We start from the raw sequence: 19,953 nt of genomic DNA, 5'->3' as shown, positions 1-19,953 counted from the left end.
AAACTGCTTAAAGATGAGAAACTATTATGAGATACATCAGTAACTTGAATACCCCAAGTGCTTTTACATCTTTACTTTTGAAGCAGAACTTAATTCGCCTTTCATTTTCATTCAGGCTGAAGTTTTCTGCCCGTAATGTTAAATCCTGTAATGTCTTTTTGAGCTCTGTCTTGCTCTGCTGAGAGAGTTCTAAATGAAGATATTTTTTGGGAAATAAGCTATGAATAAAAGAAAGAAGTTTCTTTAGTTGCCGTTTTTCATTCAGTTCAAAAATGAACTGAGCAGAATTGGGCTGAACTTTTTCAAGATAAATTGAATAGATCGCATTGAGCTGTTTTTTATATTGATGATGTACTGTTGTTAATCGTTCCTGAACATGGTGAATGACCTTTTTTTCCTCCTGATTAGTTGGAAACATGGTGACTAATGCATCGGGAGTTTTCCTTAAAAAATCTGTGGTAAATAACTTCGATGATTTTTTTTGATTTACACATGAGGTTTTTAAATGCACGGCTCTGGCACGTAATTTTTGCGCGATTTGCAAAGGAATGGCTTCAGGTAACAGAAGGTCTTGCTCTTTTTCTACTGCAAGAATGTGATGCAATAGTTCAAAAGTCATCTCTGAGTCATGAGCTCCTAGCATCAGTGAATCAGGTGATTTCTGTTGCCCTGGTTGATATTGATGATCATGTTGCTTGTAACGGTCTTTAGTAAGTCGGTCAAATAAAAACTGTTTGATCGCCCGTTGCTGTACAGGATATTTAATAGCATCATCATGTTTCAGAATATTGAAATAGGCTTCTTTAGGGAGTGGACTTTCGATTTGATTCAATTGGTAGCTAATTGCCAGGTGCATTAAATGCAGATAGCTTGAACAGGTCGTTTCAGGGGTTAGGTGCCCGGCAAAATGAGAAAGTGCATACCAGGTTTGCTGAGTATTTCTGTTTCGTAGCAAGGCATAACGTATACGTAATTGCTCATGTGGGCTATAGTCAGTAAATGCATTTGCAAGAGTTGAGTTTTTTAAAACCAGGTAAAGATGATTAAATGCAGAATGGCGCAGACTATGGTAAGTAAAATTGTGTTCTCCAAAAACGGGCTGGATCAATTGTTTCAATAGGGAATTCACTTCATTTTCATGAGTTTCTTCTAAGGACTGTTTTAAAAACAGCGGTTGTGCAACTGATTTTCCTTGTTCTTTTAGCAGACGTTTTCTATTCTGACTGTATGTTTTAAATGCATGTAATTCGTCGGCTTTAAGTAGATGATGCAGGGGAATCTTGCGGTAAGCTGAGTAGCTTTTTTGATTTTTATTGCGATTGTTGCGAATGGTGAGTATCACAGCATCTTCACTAATAAATAGATCACGTACGAAGATATTCAATGTTTCATTGATCCGTAGTCCGACTCTGAATCCTAGAATAAAAATCAGTTTAAATATATTTTTATCCTGAATCGAAATATCTTGAGTATTTTCGAGCTGCTCTAGCATGTGGTGAAAAATATGGGGCGAGATCAATGCGGTCCTGCAGATTTTTACTTGGATTAAATTATCTAGATCGATAGTGGGTGCGTTAAAGAATAAGGTCTGTTTGTGATGAAACTCCTGTAGACGTTTTTGTAAAGTCGCTCTAGTTGTTTCTTTCTTTAATAAAAGCATTTCTCCATATAGATCTTCAAAATCAGCATCTGAAAATGATGAAATATCTTTGTCTTGCGTTGCCTGCAGCCAATGGACTGCAAACTGTGAAAACATGGTCTTCAGAGAACTTTGCTTGAGCGGCTGAAAATCTGCACGTATAAGCTTGCGCTTAAATCGTTGCTGCTGCTGCTGAATAATATGATTGAGAAGGTCCAGTTGAGGTTCCGTTAATTTTGAGCGTAGAATGCTCCACAGCAGCAAACGTTCCAAGGCTGAAGATTGTTCTCTGGCATATAATTCTATGAGTTGATCGCTATAGTTTTTTGCACGAATAGCTTGACGTATTTCTACTAAAGCATCAGCTATATCCATTGAAATATTGGTTATAGAGGGAGCCTGACGGTTTTCACAAGTATTCTCAATCTTATTGTTATTAGGATGAGCTTGTTCAACCTGAACAAAATAAGCTGCTAATTGTTTTTCAAGAGGGCTAGAACTATAAATTTCATTTTTTAAGATACAAATGGACATTTGATCCAGTCCACTGTTTTTTAGGAACTGTGTGTAGTAAAAACCATATTTTAACAGGTCTTTATAACGTACCTTTTCCTCAGGAAAGCATTCGATGATGCAAGTGTTGATCACTTGTTCTGCGTCATCAATATCTGAAAATAAATCAAATTTCTGATGTTTTAGTCTATAGATCCAGCATTTCACAATATCGTTTAACACAAACGTTTTTGTATAGCTCACTGAAAAATCCGAGCCCTTTATACGCTGATTGCCGAAATACCGATTCGGGATCTCTAATGAAACAATATGATTCAAGTTTAAAAAACTTTGAAATTTATGTGTTTTTAAAATAATTTTGAAGAAATTTTGCAGTTCAGTATCATTATAAATGCCGTTAAATAATATTGTACTGATCAAACAGAAGCCGAGGGATTGAGTCGGACTGAAGTCATTATACTTTGTCCAGTGAGCAATCATATTGCTGGCAAATTGTGTAATTCTTTTACCTTGTTTCAGGGTTTCAATATTTTGCTCGGGATGAGTTCTTTCGTGCTTAATGGGAGCGGCGGGCACCGGATAGTTTTGATTCGATGAACGATTAAAGCGCTTAATATATTTAGCAAATTCTATACGTGCTATCTGGTAGCTACGGATATTTGTCTTACAGTGCTCTAAAAGTTGAGCATCAACTTGTCTAAAAATTTCTGGATAGTTTTCAGGCGTTAGTTCTGTACATTTTTCGCTAAATAATTTCAGAAGAAAGGCTTTGTTTTTTCTATGCTTTTCAATTCTTTTTAGAGAGTGTGGATGTCTGCTCATTTAATCATGATCCCGTTGAATGTCGACATACTTTTAAGCTCTAATATTTCAATTAGCTTATCTTGTGCTGTTCTGATTTGGTCGTAATCAGTCGCCTGAAAAGCTGAATAGCGGTCAAATAGTCCTTGCATTGCTTCGTCATGACCAAAGATGCCCTTAACTATATCTTCATTGCAGTATTGGGCAAAAAAATAACGAGCAAAGTGGCGGGTCCAATTGCGCTGAAGAGCTATTTCTGTACAGTATTTTTGAATATCAGAAAGTTCTAAATTTCGGATATATCCTTGTGGATCGTAAAATAATAGAAAGGGGCGTTCACCCTCGAAGACCTCATGGATTGCTTGTACTTGTTCATTGGGCAGATAGGCCTTTGTGAGGTGGAGAAAGTATTTTAAATATTTTAGGTAATGCTGTATTTCATCACGAAGATAATCGTTAAATGGTAGATATCGTCCAATGGTGCCCGAATAACGCTGCTCTTTATCTGCAACAGCCATCAATTGATTGTCGAGGTCAAGATAATCTAGATTGGGTGGGAAAGACTCACTTGGTCGTGCTGACGTTATCAGCATGCAAATATGCCACAGCCAGATTGAATAATGATTTAACGTCTGAAATGGATTCGGATGTTCCCGCACTCGTTGGTCAAGCTGGTGAAAAAATGATTTAACAAATGGTAGATTAGGTGTCTGCTGACTACCAAAAGAATGCGGGTTACTGAATTCTTCAAGATATTCAGTTTCCAGCTGAGGAACAGTCAAAGTTAGAATTTGAGTATAAATATTAATAATATCCACGATTTGTGTTGAAAAGTAATGGCATGGAATATAGTGCTGAACACTTTCTCCATTAAGCAATTTGCTTTCCAGTTCATACTCAAGTTCATTCAATGCAATATCACTGAGTAAGCGCGGAAGATTTTGTGTTGTTAACTGGAAGGTCAGCCCTTTATTAATTTTTTGTAAATACTCCTGTATCTTGGAATCAATCTCAACACCATCCATTTTTTTCAACTGACTTAGATTTTCCAGATAATATTGAGGCAGAGGAATCGTAAAAGAATTCACGGTATTCAACCGATGTTTTCTTAAAACAAAATCCTTGAATTTAGAGACTTCAAAGCTTTGCTTAAAGAAACATTTTTGGGGTTGCAGTGATACTTCTTTGTTTTTTGTACTGACTCGTAAATTTTTTTGAAATACCGGCAGATCTTTATAATGAGTAAGACTGAGGACTGAAAATAAAAGCAGGGTATGAATTGGAGAGTTTTCTGCCTGTTCTAATAAAATTTGCATAATGTACTGTGCGGTAGGCAAATCGAAGACCCGAGGATTCGGCTTGCTCATTAGCTCATTCTTGTTTTGATGCAGAATTTGATTTTTGAGATTATTGATCTGAGCTGTAATAGAACATTGCTCTAGTGAGTTAAATTCAAAATTATGATCTTCAACTCTTTCTATAGTTTTATCCTCAGGTGGCTGTTTTGCTATACCGCGTTCAAAACAAGTCTGATGTGTTTTTTCATCATCAAGAGACATTCTTGATGTCTTCTTAACATCAGTTTGAGGTGGTTCCTGGGCGCTTGAATTGCTTTGACGATGTCTTTTTTGACGCTCTGATTGAGTATATGCATATTGATAGATGACACGAATATCTGCCAGTTGGCCGATTTGCTCTTTACTCAAAATTTCTAGGGATCGGTTCAGCAGTTCTTTATTTTTCTTCTCTTTTTTATCTATAAAATCAATTAGATATTCTAATTCTAGAGGCAGAGAAGGTAGAAAATTATAGAGCCAATAGTATTGCTCGTTTGTGCTTGCTAAACGAAAACGCCTACATAGATTAGCTACAGTTGCTGTATGTTCTTTACTATTCAGTAACTCGATACATTGAGTATTGAAAATAGCCCATTTCAGTGCATTTGATTGATATGCTGATGGAGTGTTGATCAGTGCCAAGAGATAATGCGCCAATGGATATTTACTAATCGATAGATCAGTAGGATGCTGAGTCATAATTTTAATTAGTTTAACGACTTCAGTTGGTTGGATGAAATCATTCAGCTTAAAGAAGTCCTGATCATTTTTCAGTTTTGCTTCCGCCAGTGCTTGATAGAAGTCTCGAAATGGCTCAAGCTTTAATTCTTGAGTATCTTCTAAATAACTATATCCGTTCATTATGCAATTCCCTCCAGAATCTTTTCTAATGACAGTGGGCCGGCATAATTTGAAACAGAACTTACTGGACTTTTGGATTTAGACAGTCCTGATAATTCTCGTAGATGATCGATAGTTAAAACTTCATGACCGAAAACGTCCTGAAGATGTACAGCTAAGTATTGTTCATTTAGCCAATTTGAAATGACGTCTAAGCCATGAATTGATTGATGTAATCCGGAACACAGTAAGGCCCTTACTTCGCTTAAAGCCTGGATGGTGAATTCGTAGGAATTATTTTTCTCATAAGCTCTGAACTTGAATTCATTTTTATTTTTGCTGTAAAAATAGGCATAGATCCAGCTGAAATGACTACTAAAAAAATAGAGGTCCGGTTTATTAGTTGTAAGGAGCGGGATGTTGATATTCTGTTTAAAAGTAAAATCCAAATGATAGCTTTGCTGTTTTTCATTAAGTTGAAAAAATAAAGCGATCCAAACTTGGTAGGCGTGCATACAGTTTGGATAGCATATTAATTGCAGATTTTTTGCAGGTACGCGGTAATTGGGTATGCTTTTCTTTTTTACAGACATACAGTGATACTTTCCCATATTTGTGCCAAATGGCTGAAAATAAAACAATAATATTCATATAATTTTCATTAGTAGGGCAATGGCTTGAAGTTCCATATATTGTGCTATTGAATTGTAAAATCCCCTATATAGTATTTTTGATCTTTTTTTAATGGTAATTAAAACCAAACAGAAATCAATTTTTGATAAGTATGTAGACAAATTTAACTTGATTGATATCGGGAGCCATATATGGAAATTAAACAACTGAAACAGGTAGAAGTCGTTACAGATGTTGTATGTGATGTATGCAACCAATCAACGAAACTGGAGTTTGGCACTTTATCGGCGCATTGGGGCTATGGTTCCAAGCATGACGGGGAAAGATATGAATTGCAGTTATGTGAAAAATGTTTCTTTTATGCCCTGACGACATTAAAAAAAGAGCGAGCAGATGAGTTTATGTTTGATAAAAATTTTGACCCTTCAACCCTGGATGGGTTTGGGTTGAAGTGAACCTATCATCGCGATAGGTTCTAAGAATCCAAAAATATACTGATCCAAATTCAAGCCGGTAGTTTCATTTTTAATGGCGAATAAGGGATTCAGGAAAAATATTGTTCTTTGCTTCAAGGTCACTGAGTTCGGAAAAGGCCTGAATACCGCCTGCTGCTTTAATTCCATTTAAAGCGACAGATAGAGCTTCCTGATCTGACGGGAATGTTTCATCCCATACCGTAGAAGTACCACTTTGACTCACTACTTCCAGTGTCCAATCACTGTCAGGCAGTCGATAAATGAGAATTTCGACCTGCTGATTATGTTCCTGTAAAACTTGAGATAAGGGAGAGTCGATTAAATCATTTTCATCATAATCGTGAGTATGGTGATTGTCTGACATCAGAGGCAACCTTTATTGTACTTAACATCCGTCCATAGTAATGAATGAATTAGATTTTGCCTAGCAGGAGGAATATTATCGGTAAAAAGAGCGGTGAATTCTAAAAAAGAATTGCCCCGACAATAAAACAAAATAATCCAAAAATCACCCAAATCCAGACATTCGATTTGGGTTGCTCAGTATGGGATGTATAGAACGATTGCTGTTCCTGAGTAGGATTTTTTGGGTTGCCAACTCTGTTCTTATAGGGCTGGTGTTTTGAATAGGATAGGCCTGTGTCAGGAATACCAATGCTGGTTCGGGCGCCTTTTTTGCCAATATTTAACGAAGCACCGGGTTTGCCAATGCTTGCACTGCTTATACCTTTGTGTGTCAGATTAATTTTTAATCCAGGTAGCAGTTTAATACTCTTGCGAAATCTGAAGCCCATATTTTTTCCATTTACAAGAACCAGTTTGGTTTCTATCTCAGTTGTCCGGATACAGTGAAATAAGAGTTTGATTCATTCATAGGACTGATCATTTGACTTATCTAGTGAAAAATCAGTATGTTCTTTAACATAAGATATTGGCTTTTAGACAATGAATCAAACATCAAATTATTACAATCAACATGCTCAAGCATTTTTTGAAAATACCTATCAGGTTGAGATGGAAAGTCTTTACGCACCATTTCTAAGATATTTGCCGGAACAGGCATTGATCCTAGATTTGGGCTGTGGCTCGGGGCGGGACACTTTGGCATTTAAGAAAAAAGGCTATCAAGTTGAGGCAATTGATTATTCTGCCGAGCTGGTTAAAAAGGCCAGGGAGCTGACCAATATTGAAGTACGTCAGCAAAGTTTTTATGACCTAGCTGAGAATAATAAATACGATGGTATTTGGGCTTGTGCATCTCTTTTACATTGTGAAAGAGATCGCCTAACTGAAGTGCTGGGGCTTATATTCAAAGCATTAAAGCTAAATGGTGTGTGTTACATGTCTTTTAAGTATGGCAATACAGACCGTGAGATAGAGGGGCGTAGCTTTACTGACTTGAATGAACAGCAAGCTCATGACTTACTTAAGCAGATCGATCAGGCTTTACTGTTACAACAATGGATTACTGTAGATAAACGTCCAGAGCGTACAGAAGAGTGGATGAATATTCTGATTAGAAAAGTGCAGGCTTAGATATGTTATTCAGTATAGCCGAAATACCAACCCCTCAAGAACAGTTGAAATTCTTAAAGCATATTCAGCAGATTTTGCAGTCAGGGACTTTTACTTCGACATATAAGTTTGCTTTGCTGATAAGTATCACGCGTCTGGCGATTGAACAGGGGCAAGATACTGGTGCTGCCTTGCATTTAGAATATCAGGATATTGCTGAAAAGTTTATTGACCTGTACTGGAAACAGTCACTGCCGTTTCAGTTTAACCAGTACGAGCCTTTTACTATTCATCAAAGCACTGGTAAGCAGGCAAAGATCATCAGTGAAATTCAGAATGCACAGCAACAATTCAAGACCTTGGCCGCGTTGAGAAAGGATGTACTTTACTGGAACAGGCTGAAGCGAACTGTTGCGACAACGGTCAAGCAAATGCCGGTGGTGTATTTGCAGAATTTGAATGGTCAAACCATAGAGTTTCTCTATAGTCTTGAAGATTCCAAGCAGTCCCTCAAGCTGTTGCCCAAGGTGATGTATTGCTTAAGACAATTTAGTGAAATCATTGAAGAGTTGTGCCAGAAGCGCTGGATTGATTTTGTCCGGCTGAATAAGCAGAACCTGGTTGTATTAGATGGGTTACCTGACCTAGATGAATTCATGTTTGCACCGAGTCGTAACCAACTAGGACAGGTCGCAGACTTTCTGATTGATCTACAGCAATGCCAATGTTTCTATTGCGGTAAAAGCCTAAAGAACTCTAAATATGCAGTGGATCATTTTATTCCATGGTCATTATATCCTGCCGATACCGGACATAATTTTGTCCTGGCGGATGAAAAGTGCAACTCACAAAAAAGTAATTATTTGGCGTCAGAACAATTTCTGCAACAGTGGCAGGAGCGGAACTATCTACATGATCAATCTATTGTTCGGGAAATTTCTCAATTAGGTTTTTTAACCGATCTGCAACGTTCGCATCGGGTTGCCGACTGGGCGTATAAGCAGGCAATAGAGAATGAATATTTAGTCTGGCTAGGTGGAAAAGATAAACATATATTAGGTGTTTAGTCCCATATCTGGAGTACTTTAATGTCTTTATTTTTCTGTAGTGAAGATTACTGGAGTAGGCTGCTATATAGTTTAGATTATATCTCTATCTAGCGCCTGAATTGACAGATTACATCGCTTGACCACGACAATTCATGTCCTTTTCCACCTTTTTACTGCTGCATGATTTAGAATTTTAGGTAAAATCATTTGATTAATGATTCACTTAATTGGACTTCTATAACAATGACCCAGGTGCAACTACAACAGCTACAAAAACAACTCTGGAATATTGCCAATACTTTGCGCGGTACCATGGGGGCAGATGAATTCCGTGATTACATTCTGGGCTTTATTTTCTTTAAATATTTATCAGAAAAATCGGTGAACTTTGCCAATGAATTGCTCGATGGCGAAGACCTTAGCTTTTTAGAATTAGATGAAAATAATGCTGAGCATGTACCGTATATCGAAGAAATTAAAAAGAATGCCATTGCCGAAGTCGGTTATGCGCTCACCCCAAAACAGCTATTCCATACCTTAGCCGAGCGTGGTCGTCAGGGCGAATTCATTTTGGATGATTTAACTGCGACCTTAAAATCAATTGAACAAAGTACTTTAGGCACCGACTCTGCCGATGACTTTGCCAACCTGTTTGAAGATCTGGATCTGAACTCCACCAAGCTCGGCAACAATGCCAGTGACCGTAATGCACTGGTGGCGAAAGTCCTGAGTCATTTAGATGATATTGATTTTGATATTTCCAATACCGAAGCCGATGTACTGGGGGATGCTTACGAATACCTGATTGGTGAGTTTGCATCAGGCGCGGGCAAAAAAGCGGGGGAATTCTATACCCCTCAAACGGTATCGACTTTACTAGCGAAGATTGTCACCCAAGGCAAAGAGCGTTTACGTTCAGTCTATGACCCGACTTGTGGTTCAGGTTCATTATTGCTTCGGGTAAAACGTGAAGTGAAAGATGTCGATATGATTTACGGTCAGGAAATGAACCGTACCACCTACAACTTGGCACGTATGAACATGATTCTGCATGATGTGCATTTTGCCAAGTTCGACATTAAGCAGGAAAATACTTTAACCCGTCCGCAGCATTTAGATAAAAAGTTTGATGCGGTGGTGGCGAATCCGCCATTTTCTGCAAAATGGTCTGCCGATCCGTTATTTTTACAAGATGAACGCTTTGCTGCTTATGGCAAATTGGCGCCAAGTTCTAAAGCCGATATGGCTTTTGTACAGCACATGCTGTATCAACTGGATGATAACGGCACCATGGCGGTGGTGTTACCGCATGGCGTATTGTTCCGTGGTTCGAGTGAGGGCGTGATTCGTCAGTATTTGATTGAGCAGATGAACGTGGTGGATGCCATTATTGGTTTACCCGCCAATATTTTTTATGGCACTTCAATTCCGACCTGTATTTTGGTGTTGAAGAAAAACCGTGAGCATAAAGACAATATTTTGTTTATTGATGCCAGCAATGAGTTTGAAAAGCAGAAGAATCAAAACAAGTTATTGCCTGAGCATTTGGATAAGATTGTTGCGGCATTTGAAAAGCGTGAAAATATTGAAAAATATGCCCATGTGGCGACTTTGCAAGAAGTCAAAGACAACGATTACAACCTGAACATTCCGCGTTATGTGGATACTTTTGAAGCGGAAGCCGAGATTAATTTAGATGCGATTGCAAGACAGCTTCAAGCTTTGGAACACGACAGCCAAAAAACCGATGCCATCATTGCGGATTTTTGCAAAGAGCTAGGTATTGTTTCACCGTTTGCGGGGGTGAAGTAATGGCTGTGCCTAAGTTACGATTTAAAGAGTTTGATGCAGACTATACAAATACAACTTTTGAGAAACTGAAAGGGTTTTCTATTCAGTCAGGAAAATCGGAAGAGAAAGGCGATACTGGAGAATTCCCTTTTTATGGTTCAACAGGTGTGATTGGTTATAAAGATATTTTTGACTATGAAGGAAAATCAATTTTAATTGCACGTGTTGGTGCGAATGCAGGATCTTTATATCAAATAGATGGAAAATATTCTGTATCAGATAACACTCTGAGACTCACTGTATCAGATGATACGAGTTTAGATTATTTACGAGAACTACTGATAAAATTTAATCTGAATAGACTTGTATTTGGGACAGGACAACCCCTTGTAACTGGAGGAATGATAAAAAAAGTTAATATTTTTATCCCCGAATTTACAGAACAAACCAAAATTGCTTCTTTTCTTTCCGCAGTTGATGAAAAGATTAGCCAACTGAATCAAAAACATGAGCTACTCAGTCAGTATAAACAAGGCATGATGCAAAAGCTGTTTAGTCAGCAAATTCGTTTTAAAGCGGATGATGGCAGGGAATTTGGGGAGTGGGAGGAGGTTGCTTTAAGCGAAATTGCTGTGATAATTATGGGTAGTTCTCCAAAGTCTGAAAATTACAATGAAATCTTAAATGGACTGCCATTGCTGCAAGGTAATGCTGATATTAAAAATAGAAAATCATTACCTCGCCTATATACTTCTGAAATAACAAGAAAATGTAATGTTGGAGATATTTTATTAAGTGTACGTGCACCAGTTGGTTTTGTTGCTACATCAGAACATTACGCTTGTATTGGTCGTGGACTATGTTCAATAAAAGCTAATCCGAATTATTTGCAGGGTTTTATTTATCAGTGGCTATTAAGTAAAGAAAACTCATGGGGTAGCCTTTCTCAAGGTAGTACATTTGAGTCAGTGAATAGCGATCAAATTAAGAATTTACGTATTCAAATTCCTTGTCTAGAAGAACAAACCAAAATCGCCAATTTCTTATCGAGCATTGACCAAAAAATTGAGGTTGTAGTGCAGCAAATTGAACAAGCCAAAATGTGGAAAAAAGGCTTGTTGCAGCAGATGTTTGTGTAAATTTTTTGATAGTCAAATCCATAAGTGGGTTTGGCTTTTTGCTTATTAAAAGCATCATGTATTATAAGAGGGTTAACATGAAAAAATTGATCATTGCTTCAGTGTTTGCTGCAGTATTACTTAGTGGATGTAGTAAGGGGCCATTGGATACTACTTTTGATTTGACTAACTTGCAAACATTAACGGATTCATCAAGTAAAATACATGATGAACTGCCAGAACAAGAGTCAGAAATTGTTCAATGGGCTATTAACACGCTGAATATAGGTACAGTAGAGTCTATTGAAAAATTTAAAGAGCAATATGGTGCTGATATTACTTATCGAAAAATTGTGAAACTTGCTGTAGATAATCGCAAGCAAGCAGTTTTTGATGAATATGAACGGTTGAAGTCTATCGAGAAAGATTGGACTGATATCTATAATGACTTATCTAAAATTAAAGCGAGTAATATAAGTTTAGGTACAAGCAGTGAGTTTTTTACTCGTGGCAAGCCTTTAGTTTCTTTTGATGTGCATAATGGAAGCAAACAGGATTTATCCTCAATCCAGTGGGAAATCGATCTTTATTTAGATGATGAGCAAGAACCTTATTCAACTTATACAGGTATAGATAGCTATACCTATGGTAGTAAGAAAAATGGTTTAAGAGCAGGTGAAACTGTACATCGTTCAATTGCAATCGATACCTTTGGTTTTAATGACAATGCAAAAAAATGGACTGATTTAAAAGCACAAAATGCTAAGAAAAAATCTATAGCCGTTACTGTTATTCCAACTTCTGCTAAAGATTTTTCAGAAGAAAATCTAATCACAGGAAACGTTCCAAAAGCATTAAAAGCGTATGAGGCTGAGAAGAATTTAATCATAAATGCTGAGAAAATGATTAAATAATTTAGTTTATTAAAAGCAAGAGCAATTAAACATCATATCTAGGTATGGTGTTTAGCATGTTAATAATTGAATAAATCAAGCAACAGCATATCGATAAAATGGTTTTGAGGGTGAAATGACAGTACAAAGCGAATATCAAATTGAAAATGAACTGATTAGCCAGCTCAAGCAATTGGGATATGCTGCGGTGACCATCAAGGACGAAAGCCAACTACTGTCTAACCTAAAAACCCAAGTCGAACGCGCCAATGGACTAGCGCCTCTGTCAGAAACGGAATGGAAACAGGTCATCAGTTTTTTGAACACGGGCACAGTGTTTGAACGCGCCAAGAATCTGCGTGATCTGTTCCCAGTCAAATTTGATGATGGTACCAGTAAACACCTTTTTTTCCTGTCTGATGATCCTAGCAAGAATATTTATCAAGTCACCAATCAAATCACCATCGACCACCGCGACTATAATGGCAGAACCAGCCGTTTTGATGTGACCTTACTGGTCAATGGTTTGCCTTTGGTACAGATCGAGCTAAAAAAACGCGGCATGGAAATTGCCGAAGCCTTTAATCAAACCCAACGCTATATTCGTGAAGCCTATTGGGCTGGGCAAGGGCTATTTGGCTTTATTCAGCTTTTTGTGATTAGTAATGGCGCAAATACTCGTTATTACTCCAACGGCACCACAGGCATCGAGTTTGCCTTTCCCTGGGCGGATGTCCATAACAAGCACATCAATGAAATTGTCGACTTTGCCGAAGCATTTTTAAATCAGCAGCATCTAACCCAAATGCTGACCCAGTACATGGTACTGCTGGAAACCACCAAAAGCATGATGGTGCTGCGTCCCTATCAGATTTATGCAGTACAGAAAATTGTGGAGCATGTGCAAAACTCAAATCAAAACGGCTATATCTGGCATACCACAGGTTCAGGCAAAACCCTGACTTCATTTAAAGCCAGTCAGATCATCATGCAAATGCCCGATGTTGAAAAGGTCTTGTTTGTGGTCGATCGTAACGACCTCGACACACAAACCTCACGCGAATTTAATGCTTTTAAAGCCGACAGCGTCGACAGCACCGATAACACATCGACCTTGGTAAAACAGCTGGATCAACGTCATGACAAACTGATTGTGACCACCATTCAAAAGCTCAATCGGGCCATCAGCACCGACCGTTATTTAGAATCGATTGATTATCTTAAAAATAAAAAAGTGGTCTTTATTTTTGATGAATGTCATCGCAGTCAATTTGGTGAGACCCATCAGAACATCAAAAAATTCTTCAGCAATGCACAAATGTTTGGTTTTACCGGTACGCCTATTTTTGAAAAGAACAGCCAAAGCAAAGCAGGTTTAAAACTCACCACAGATTACCTGTTTAATGAGTGTTTGCATAAATACGTGATTGTCGATGCCATCCGTGATCGTAACGTCTTGCAGTTTCAGATTGATTATCGGGGCAAATACACCGCCAAAGGCATGGCGACGAATGAAAGTTATGAGGAAGATGTAGAAGGCATCGATACCAAAGAACTGTATGACAACCCGCAACGCCTAGAAATGATTGCCCGCTACATTGTCAATATCCACGATACCAAAACCCGTAATCGTGAGTTCACCGCGATGTTCTGTGTCAGTTCGGTCGAAACATTGACCCAATATTACGACCTTTTTGAAAAGGTGCAGGCTGAAAAGCAAATTGAAGATGAAGCACAAGGTCGGATATTTAAACCGTTGACTATTGCCACCATCTTTTCCTATGCGGCAAATGAGGCTGTACCGACTGATGACTTAACTGGCTTGATTCATGAAGAAGCCGCAGATATTCCAACTCAAGTCAATTCATCCAGTCGGGATAAGCTGGATCGCTACATTGCGAATTACAACCGACAGTTTAAAACTAACTACAACTCAGGTGATCAATTTTATGCGTACTACCGCGATATCGCACAGCGCGTAAAAAACAGACAGATTGATATTCTAATCGTGGTCAATATGTTCCTCACGGGCTTTGACTCTAAGCCGCTAAATACCTTGTATGTCGATAAAAACCTAAAATATCATGGCTTGATTCAAGCATTCTCACGCACCAACCGTGTCTATAACGATAAAAAACCATTTGGCAATATCATCTGTTTCCGCAACCTAAAACGTGCAACAGATGAAGCACTGGCACTATTTTCCAATAAAGAAACGACCAAGATTGTACTTGTTCCCAGCTATGCGGAAATCGAACAGGATTACCAAGCAGCGGTGAGCAAATTGTTTGCCTTAACGCCCAATTACCAATCAGTCGATGATCTTGTCACTGAAGAACAGCAACTCGAATTTATTAAAGCTTTCCGTGAAGTGATGCGCTATAACGCGCAATTACAAACTTTTATTGAATACGATCAAGACCAAACACAACTTGATAAGCAGCACTTTGCAAACTTCGCCTCTAAGTATGCTGACCTATGTCGTGCCGTTAGAAAGACCACCAAGAGAGACAAAGTATCGGTACTGGATGATGTCGATTTTCAACTAGATTTACTGCATAGTGATCGCATTAATGTTGGTTATATCATCAATCTACTACAGCTTGTTGTTGATACAGACTCAGAGGACAAACGTCAGAAGTACCAAGCGCAAATTTATGACTTAATCAGTAGCGATATTAGCTTGCACGATAAGCAAGACCTTATTCAAAAATTCATTGAAGAAAACATGCCTAAGATGATCAATGGACAGAGCGTTCAAACGGCTTTTGCTGCATTTTGGGATGCTGAAAAAGAACAGGCCTATCAGCATCTTTGTAAAGAAGAAAACCTGAAACCAGAAGCGATGAAGCAGGTTCTGGAGCATTATGAGTTCACCAAACGCCTACCACGTAAAGAAGAGTTGAAGGACTTACCAAACTATAAGGTTAAGCTGTTTGAGCGGGATAATGTTTTGACCAGTTTAATGGTGAAGACAAGGCAATTGATTGAGAAGTTTTATGTGGGATTTTAATTGAGGTAAGGCTTTGTTGCACAAACCTAGCTTAGAAGGGGCGCATACCATTGCGTAGCAGGATCAAACCAAATGGCAATATTTCCGCGACTCATGAGTGCTCGGTTATATGCGGGCCAATTGGTTGTGCGGTAGATTTTGTGTGTAGGCTTCTTCATTTGAAAATTATATCGCTGAAAAACCCTTTACAGATAGGTTTGTGCAACAAAGCCACTTAATTTAAAAAAGAGATAAGTTAAAAAGAGCCGTCTAACAAGGCTCTTTTTTGCAAGCAGTATTAAGTAATCCTTTGATCTGCCCAGTAGCATGGAACAATGATCAGGCTATTTTCATGCAACCTTGACCATAATCGGACACCTAAATCCCGCTGCATATTTTGGACTGTGAAATTGGAAATCAGCAGGGTAGATTTCATATTGTCATAACGACTATATAAGACCTTATGCACCATCTCCAGGCGTTTTTCATGCCGGTCATGCAGGCCATATTCATCAATCACTAATAAATCAAAGCTGGAGAAATGGTCGATGACTTCCTTTTCAGAGCGTGAAGCATCTGACCAAGTGTCCATCATTTTTTGAGCAATTTCTGCACTGGTATAGTAGCGTGCAGATTTTGTACTGTTATGCAGAATGTTGCGAATAATTGATGCACTCAGATGGGTTTTACCTGTACCTGGTGTACCAATCATCAACATGTTCGGGTTGTGGTCAGAAATAATCTGCTGTGCAAAGGCCTGACATAGTTTGATGGTATTGTCTTGTGCAGGGCATGCAACTACATAATTCTTGAAGCCACGATCCAGGTAGCGTTTATTGAGCCCTGAGTTTTTGATTTTCTGTTGTAGCAATCGCTGTTGCAACTCATCTGCATAGGCTGCATGTGAGTGATGGACGGTTTCTTTGGCACACAATTTACAGAGCCTGTGACCGGAGATTTCCATCAGGGGGATATGATGGGTAGGGCAAAGTGTTTCCGTTGTTTCTGCGCGAAACTGGAGCGTTTTAAGCATGGTATTCATGATTATTCTCCTAAATCCATTTGGAATTTTCTAAAAAATCCTCATTTTTTTCTTCAAAATTTGAAGATGAAGATGAAGATGAAGATGAAGATGAAGATGAAGATGAAGATGAAGATGAAGATGAAGATGAAGATGAAGATGAAGATGAAGGGCATGGTTCAAGCATGGCTTGAGTAATACTCGAGCTCTTCTCAGGAGCTGCTTGAGCATTTACTTTTCGTTGCTTGGCTGATGCTTGAGCATTACTTGCGGATTTCCCCCAACGTGCTTGAGCTGCATTTTTAGCTTTATCAGATTTCATTTGCTGATTTTGCAATGCCTGGCTTTTTAAACTGGTTAAAAAATTTGAATGAATCTGCTCAGATTCGACTTCAAATAATTCCAGGGCCATTAGCGTATTCAACAAAGTTTTAGCCTTGGTATGTTGCGATAATTTTGTGATGCTACATACAGTAGCTAGGTCATGAGGAATGGCACCATTTTTCCAGAAATCCATCATTAATAGCAGTGCCGCACCAATTTGTTCTGCTGTCATTCGTGCAAATTTTGCCTGTAGGTCGCCAATATAGAGTGGCATCCAAATTGAAATATCTTTATGCATGTGTTCACCTTTTTATAGGTATAGAGGGGCTAAGGTCATCGATTGGATGACCTTCTATGTTGGTTTTATTGGTGGGCGAGACTCATTAACCGGAGACGGGCCTGTTGGGCCAAGTCATCGTAATGGGCTTGCCCTTCATCCAGCATTCGTTGTAACCAGAGTCTTAATACTTGGTGATCATCGAAGCACTTATTGATTTCCAGCAAAAAGGCCAGATTGTGCAGTTTGGGAATGTGGAGCTCATGGATTAATTCACGAGCGACCATATCTGCTTCTGGGCTAACGACTACGCCGCCAAAGAAAGCTTTACTGTTCATGGACAAGCTCCTCTGTATTCAGTCTCTCCAGCATGGCTTCAAAAGCACTACCATCGCGGCGCGTAACATTAGGGATGTAACGGCTATAGACCCGGAATAGCATTTCAGTCGTTGAATGTCCCAGCTGGCGTGCAATCCATTCTGGGTTCTCGCCTGCCGACAGCCAGAGCGTAGCTGCAGTATGACGTGTTTGATAAGCACGACGAGGTTTTAGCCCTAAATAGCGTAGCAGGGGATGCCAGACACGCTTGTTTACCAGACGATAATCGAGAGGTCCACCATCACGATTGCAGAATACAAACTCTGATTTACCATTATTTAACCTTTTCTGTTGCAGAAAGGCCTGATAAACCCGATCACTCATTTGGATGGTACGGTCAGAACCATAAGTTTTGGTTCCACCAAGCTCGCCATTTACTAACGCTTCTCTGATATGGATTTCACGACGCTGTAAGTCGATATTTTTCCATTGCAGACCATCGATTTCACTGGTACGCATACCCGTAAAAAAGCGAATGGTGTAATAGGGGCGGAAGTCTTCACGCACTGTGGTAAGAATTTTATGCACCTCTTCCAGAGAAAAAGGTGTGACTTCAATCTTGCTTTCCTTCAGATTGTTAATATTTTTATAAGGCGACTCAAACTCGTATCGTTCAGCCGCATCATTGAGTATCATACGTAAAGGCGTCATGATTTGATTGATCCTCGATGCTTTCAGACTTGTTTGATCTTTTCCGTGTGTCACTTTGGCGAGAGAGGCACGGAAGTTCAGCAAGTCTGACTTCTTGATTTTCGAGAGAACCTGATTACCAAAAGCAGGAATCAAATAGTTTTTGATCACAATTGAAACCTTTTGCTGATATGAGGTTCTCCATTCAACTTGTTTCTGCTTAAACCACAATTCAGTAAACTCTTTAAAAAGAGGAACTTTGGTCTGTACAGCAATTTGCTGACTTCTTTTTTCCTTAAACTCCTCAACACGTTTACTTTTTGGAAAATACTTTTCGTATTCAAAAGTTCCCAAAGTAATTTCAGCTTGAAGCTGCTCGAGACGTTTTTTTAAAATTCGGCGATTATAGGCATTGTCTTCAAGATTGGTTGTCTCTCTGCAACGGATGCCCATGTAGCGAAAATCGGCAATGAGTTTGCCACTTCTTTCCCGGATGGTAGCCATCGGTTAAACCTCCTGAACCTTATTGAAGAGCATCCATACTTAAACCAGTGAATTTAAGCATTTCAGTTTCAATACGTTCCCAAACAAAAAGAATTTTGCGACCACCAAAAGGACGGATGTAATGAACACCTTCAATAAAGACACTGTCCTTCAGTTGGTTGCGAATGGTACGAGCGTCGTACTGGATTTTTTCAGCCAGTTGCTGGGCTGTGAGATAGGTATATGACATAATAGAGCCTCATATTTTTTTACTAGGTAACTAGGAAAAATTATTCCTAAGATGTAAATTATCACATATTTATGTCTTTGCAAGTACTTTTTATTATATAACTAGGAAATTTTATGATTATTTCAAACTTGGCTGTTTTATTGGCAGAAAGGAAGCTGAAGGTTGCTGATCTGGTAAGAAGTACTGGAATTAATAAATCTACTTTGCATAAACTTTATAATGATGAATCTGTACGGATTGATTTTGAGACAATTGATAAGATTTGTATTGCATTAGATGTTGAAGTGGGTGATTTATTGGTTTTCAAGAAAATTGATAATAATCAAAATGATAATAATTAGTTTTGGTCACAAATGGTCACATAAAAAGTGAAATGGTCACAGATATTTGATCATTTGGAAAAAATACTTTGTTTGGAAGAGAACAGGGGGATTTTTTTACCTTTATAAAAGCTCTGAAAGTGGTGATCGATTGAGGACATTTAAGGTCAATTAAGACCATTTCTATTGTCGTGGGCACGCCATGGTCACATCTTGGTCACAAAAGAAAAAAGCTATGGTAAGAATTTCAGTGTTGAACCGGATATATGAAAAAAGATGATATTAAAAAATATAATAAAATCAACAACAAAAAAGCCCCAGTCATTCGACTGAGGCTTTTAAAATTCTGGAGCGGGAAACGAGACTCGAACTCGCGACCCCAACCTTGGCAAGGTTGTGCTCTACCAACTGAGCTATTCCCGCATGCGGTGTATAATACATGATGCAAAAATAGGGTCAATCATTTTTTGCATGTCATTGTACTGACTGAATAAATAAACAACATTTTTGGAAAATAGTGCGGTTAAATGACTTAGGTTGTTTGTTTTATAAAAGTTTTCATTGTCTGCAAAAATATTAATATCACTTACAATGCGCTGCAGCTATGCGAAAAATAAAAGCATCAGACATAAAAAATCCGCAGTACTGAACTTCTAAAAATGAAGCCGACTGC

The 19,953-nt window shown here is 38.5% G+C and carries 17 protein-coding genes, 1 tRNA gene and 3 pseudogenes; 9 read left to right on the top strand and 12 right to left on the bottom strand.

The genetic code is table 11. From position 1 onward, the window contains the following. Positions 1 to 7: 7 nt before the first annotated feature. Genes FTU92_RS02075 through FTU92_RS02065 form a run of 3 tightly spaced genes read right to left on the bottom strand, consistent with a single transcriptional unit; the run spans position 8 to position 5,645 of the window. Positions 8 to 2,974, bottom strand: a complete 2,967-nt coding sequence (locus FTU92_RS02075; RefSeq protein ID WP_180095462.1) for a site-specific integrase — start codon at positions 2,972 to 2,974, stop codon at positions 8 to 10. Next, entirely contained in the window at positions 2,971 to 5,151 is a 2,181-nt protein-coding gene (locus FTU92_RS02070; protein WP_180095458.1) for a hypothetical protein, read from the bottom strand. Before FTU92_RS02070 ends, FTU92_RS02075 begins: the two co-directional genes overlap by 4 nt. Beyond that, positions 5,151 to 5,645 carry a hypothetical protein gene (locus tag FTU92_RS02065; protein ID WP_168396133.1) on the bottom strand — a complete coding sequence of 165 codons (495 nt, stop codon included), beginning with the start codon at positions 5,643 to 5,645 and terminating at the stop codon, positions 5,151 to 5,153. Before FTU92_RS02065 ends, FTU92_RS02070 begins: the two co-directional genes overlap by 1 nt. A 309-nt stretch (positions 5,646 to 5,954) precedes the next feature. Between FTU92_RS02065 and FTU92_RS02060 the strand changes: the two genes are divergently transcribed. Next, on the top strand, positions 5,955 to 6,218 hold the full coding sequence (locus tag FTU92_RS02060; protein ID WP_180060840.1) for a hypothetical protein: 264 nt from the start codon (positions 5,955 to 5,957) through the stop codon (positions 6,216 to 6,218). 70 nt (positions 6,219 to 6,288) lie between these two features. Here the strand turns inward: FTU92_RS02060 and FTU92_RS02055 are convergent, their stop codons facing one another. Together FTU92_RS02055 and FTU92_RS02050 are read right to left on the bottom strand one after the other, a co-directional pair. Beyond that, entirely contained in the window at positions 6,289 to 6,603 is a 315-nt protein-coding gene (locus FTU92_RS02055; RefSeq protein WP_180060839.1) for a hypothetical protein, read from the bottom strand. A 100-nt stretch (positions 6,604 to 6,703) separates the two neighbouring features. Continuing rightward, a complete protein-coding gene (locus FTU92_RS02050) occupies positions 6,704 to 7,033 on the bottom strand; it encodes a DUF4236 domain-containing protein (protein WP_180060838.1) in 330 nt (109 codons plus the stop codon). 151 nt (positions 7,034 to 7,184) lie between these two features. Here FTU92_RS02050 and FTU92_RS02045 point away from each other — a divergent pair, with 151 nt between their 5' ends. From FTU92_RS02045 to FTU92_RS02020, 7 genes and pseudogenes are all read left to right on the top strand, one after another. Continuing rightward, entirely contained in the window at positions 7,185 to 7,775 is a 591-nt protein-coding gene (locus FTU92_RS02045; protein ID WP_016658949.1) for a bifunctional 2-polyprenyl-6-hydroxyphenol methylase/3-demethylubiquinol 3-O-methyltransferase UbiG, read from the top strand. Between the two features lie 2 nt (positions 7,776 to 7,777). After that, a complete protein-coding gene (locus FTU92_RS02040; RefSeq protein WP_180060836.1) occupies positions 7,778 to 8,821 on the top strand; it encodes an HNH endonuclease in 1,044 nt (347 codons plus the stop codon). Between the two features lie 225 nt (positions 8,822 to 9,046). Then, positions 9,047 to 10,615, top strand: a complete 1,569-nt coding sequence (locus FTU92_RS02035) for a type I restriction-modification system subunit M (RefSeq protein WP_180060835.1) — start codon at positions 9,047 to 9,049, stop codon at positions 10,613 to 10,615. After that, positions 10,615 to 11,043 (top strand): annotated as a pseudogene (locus FTU92_RS14220) (restriction endonuclease subunit S); the annotation flags it as partial. The gene FTU92_RS02035 and the pseudogene FTU92_RS14220, both read left to right, overlap by 1 nt. Next, positions 11,029 to 11,733: pseudogene (locus tag FTU92_RS14215) on the top strand (restriction endonuclease subunit S); the annotation flags it as partial. The pseudogenes FTU92_RS14220 and FTU92_RS14215, both read left to right, overlap by 15 nt. 77 nt (positions 11,734 to 11,810) lie before the next feature. Then, positions 11,811 to 12,626, top strand: coding sequence for a DUF6694 family lipoprotein (locus FTU92_RS02025; protein ID WP_143218049.1), 816 nt, complete (start codon positions 11,811 to 11,813; stop codon positions 12,624 to 12,626). A gap of 115 nt (positions 12,627 to 12,741) precedes the next feature. Further along, positions 12,742 to 15,618, top strand: coding sequence for a type I restriction endonuclease subunit R (locus FTU92_RS02020; protein WP_180095452.1), 2,877 nt, complete (start codon positions 12,742 to 12,744; stop codon positions 15,616 to 15,618). A gap of 41 nt (positions 15,619 to 15,659) precedes the next feature. Here FTU92_RS02020 and FTU92_RS02015 read toward each other — a convergent pair. The 6 genes and pseudogenes from FTU92_RS02015 to FTU92_RS01990 all read right to left on the bottom strand — a co-directional run. Continuing rightward, positions 15,660 to 15,776, bottom strand: a pseudogene (locus tag FTU92_RS02015) (IS5/IS1182 family transposase); the annotation flags it as partial. A 119-nt stretch (positions 15,777 to 15,895) separates the two neighbouring features. Continuing rightward, positions 15,896 to 16,639, bottom strand: coding sequence for an ATP-binding protein (locus tag FTU92_RS02010; RefSeq protein WP_180060832.1), 744 nt, complete (start codon positions 16,637 to 16,639; stop codon positions 15,896 to 15,898). A gap of 10 nt (positions 16,640 to 16,649) precedes the next feature. Then, positions 16,650 to 17,240: a DUF1376 domain-containing protein gene (locus FTU92_RS02005; RefSeq protein ID WP_180095449.1), complete on the bottom strand. Its 591-nt coding sequence runs from the start codon at positions 17,238 to 17,240 to the stop codon at positions 16,650 to 16,652. A 65-nt stretch (positions 17,241 to 17,305) separates the two neighbouring features. Beyond that, positions 17,306 to 17,557: a hypothetical protein gene (locus FTU92_RS02000; protein WP_151203593.1), complete on the bottom strand. Its 252-nt coding sequence runs from the start codon at positions 17,555 to 17,557 to the stop codon at positions 17,306 to 17,308. After that, on the bottom strand, positions 17,547 to 18,731 hold the full coding sequence (locus FTU92_RS01995) for a site-specific integrase (RefSeq protein WP_180060830.1): 1,185 nt from the start codon (positions 18,729 to 18,731) through the stop codon (positions 17,547 to 17,549). Before FTU92_RS01995 ends, FTU92_RS02000 begins: the two co-directional genes overlap by 11 nt. A gap of 19 nt (positions 18,732 to 18,750) precedes the next feature. Beyond that, entirely contained in the window at positions 18,751 to 18,960 is a 210-nt protein-coding gene (locus FTU92_RS01990) for a hypothetical protein (RefSeq protein WP_000122748.1), read from the bottom strand. Between the two features lie 113 nt (positions 18,961 to 19,073). On the opposite strand from FTU92_RS01990, the gene FTU92_RS01985 reads away from it, so the two are divergent. Beyond that, a complete protein-coding gene (locus FTU92_RS01985) occupies positions 19,074 to 19,301 on the top strand; it encodes a helix-turn-helix transcriptional regulator (protein WP_070153643.1) in 228 nt (75 codons plus the stop codon). A gap of 326 nt (positions 19,302 to 19,627) precedes the next feature. Here the strand turns inward: FTU92_RS01985 and FTU92_RS01980 are convergent. Beyond that, positions 19,628 to 19,703, bottom strand: a tRNA-Gly gene (locus FTU92_RS01980). Between the last annotated feature and the right edge of the window lie 250 nt (positions 19,704 to 19,953).

Origin of the sequence: Acinetobacter sp. YH12205 (assembly GCF_013418125.1) — a bacterium.
Taxonomy (GTDB): domain Bacteria; phylum Pseudomonadota; class Gammaproteobacteria; order Pseudomonadales; family Moraxellaceae; genus Acinetobacter; species Acinetobacter towneri.
This window is presented reverse-complemented; position numbering and strand designations above follow the sequence as displayed.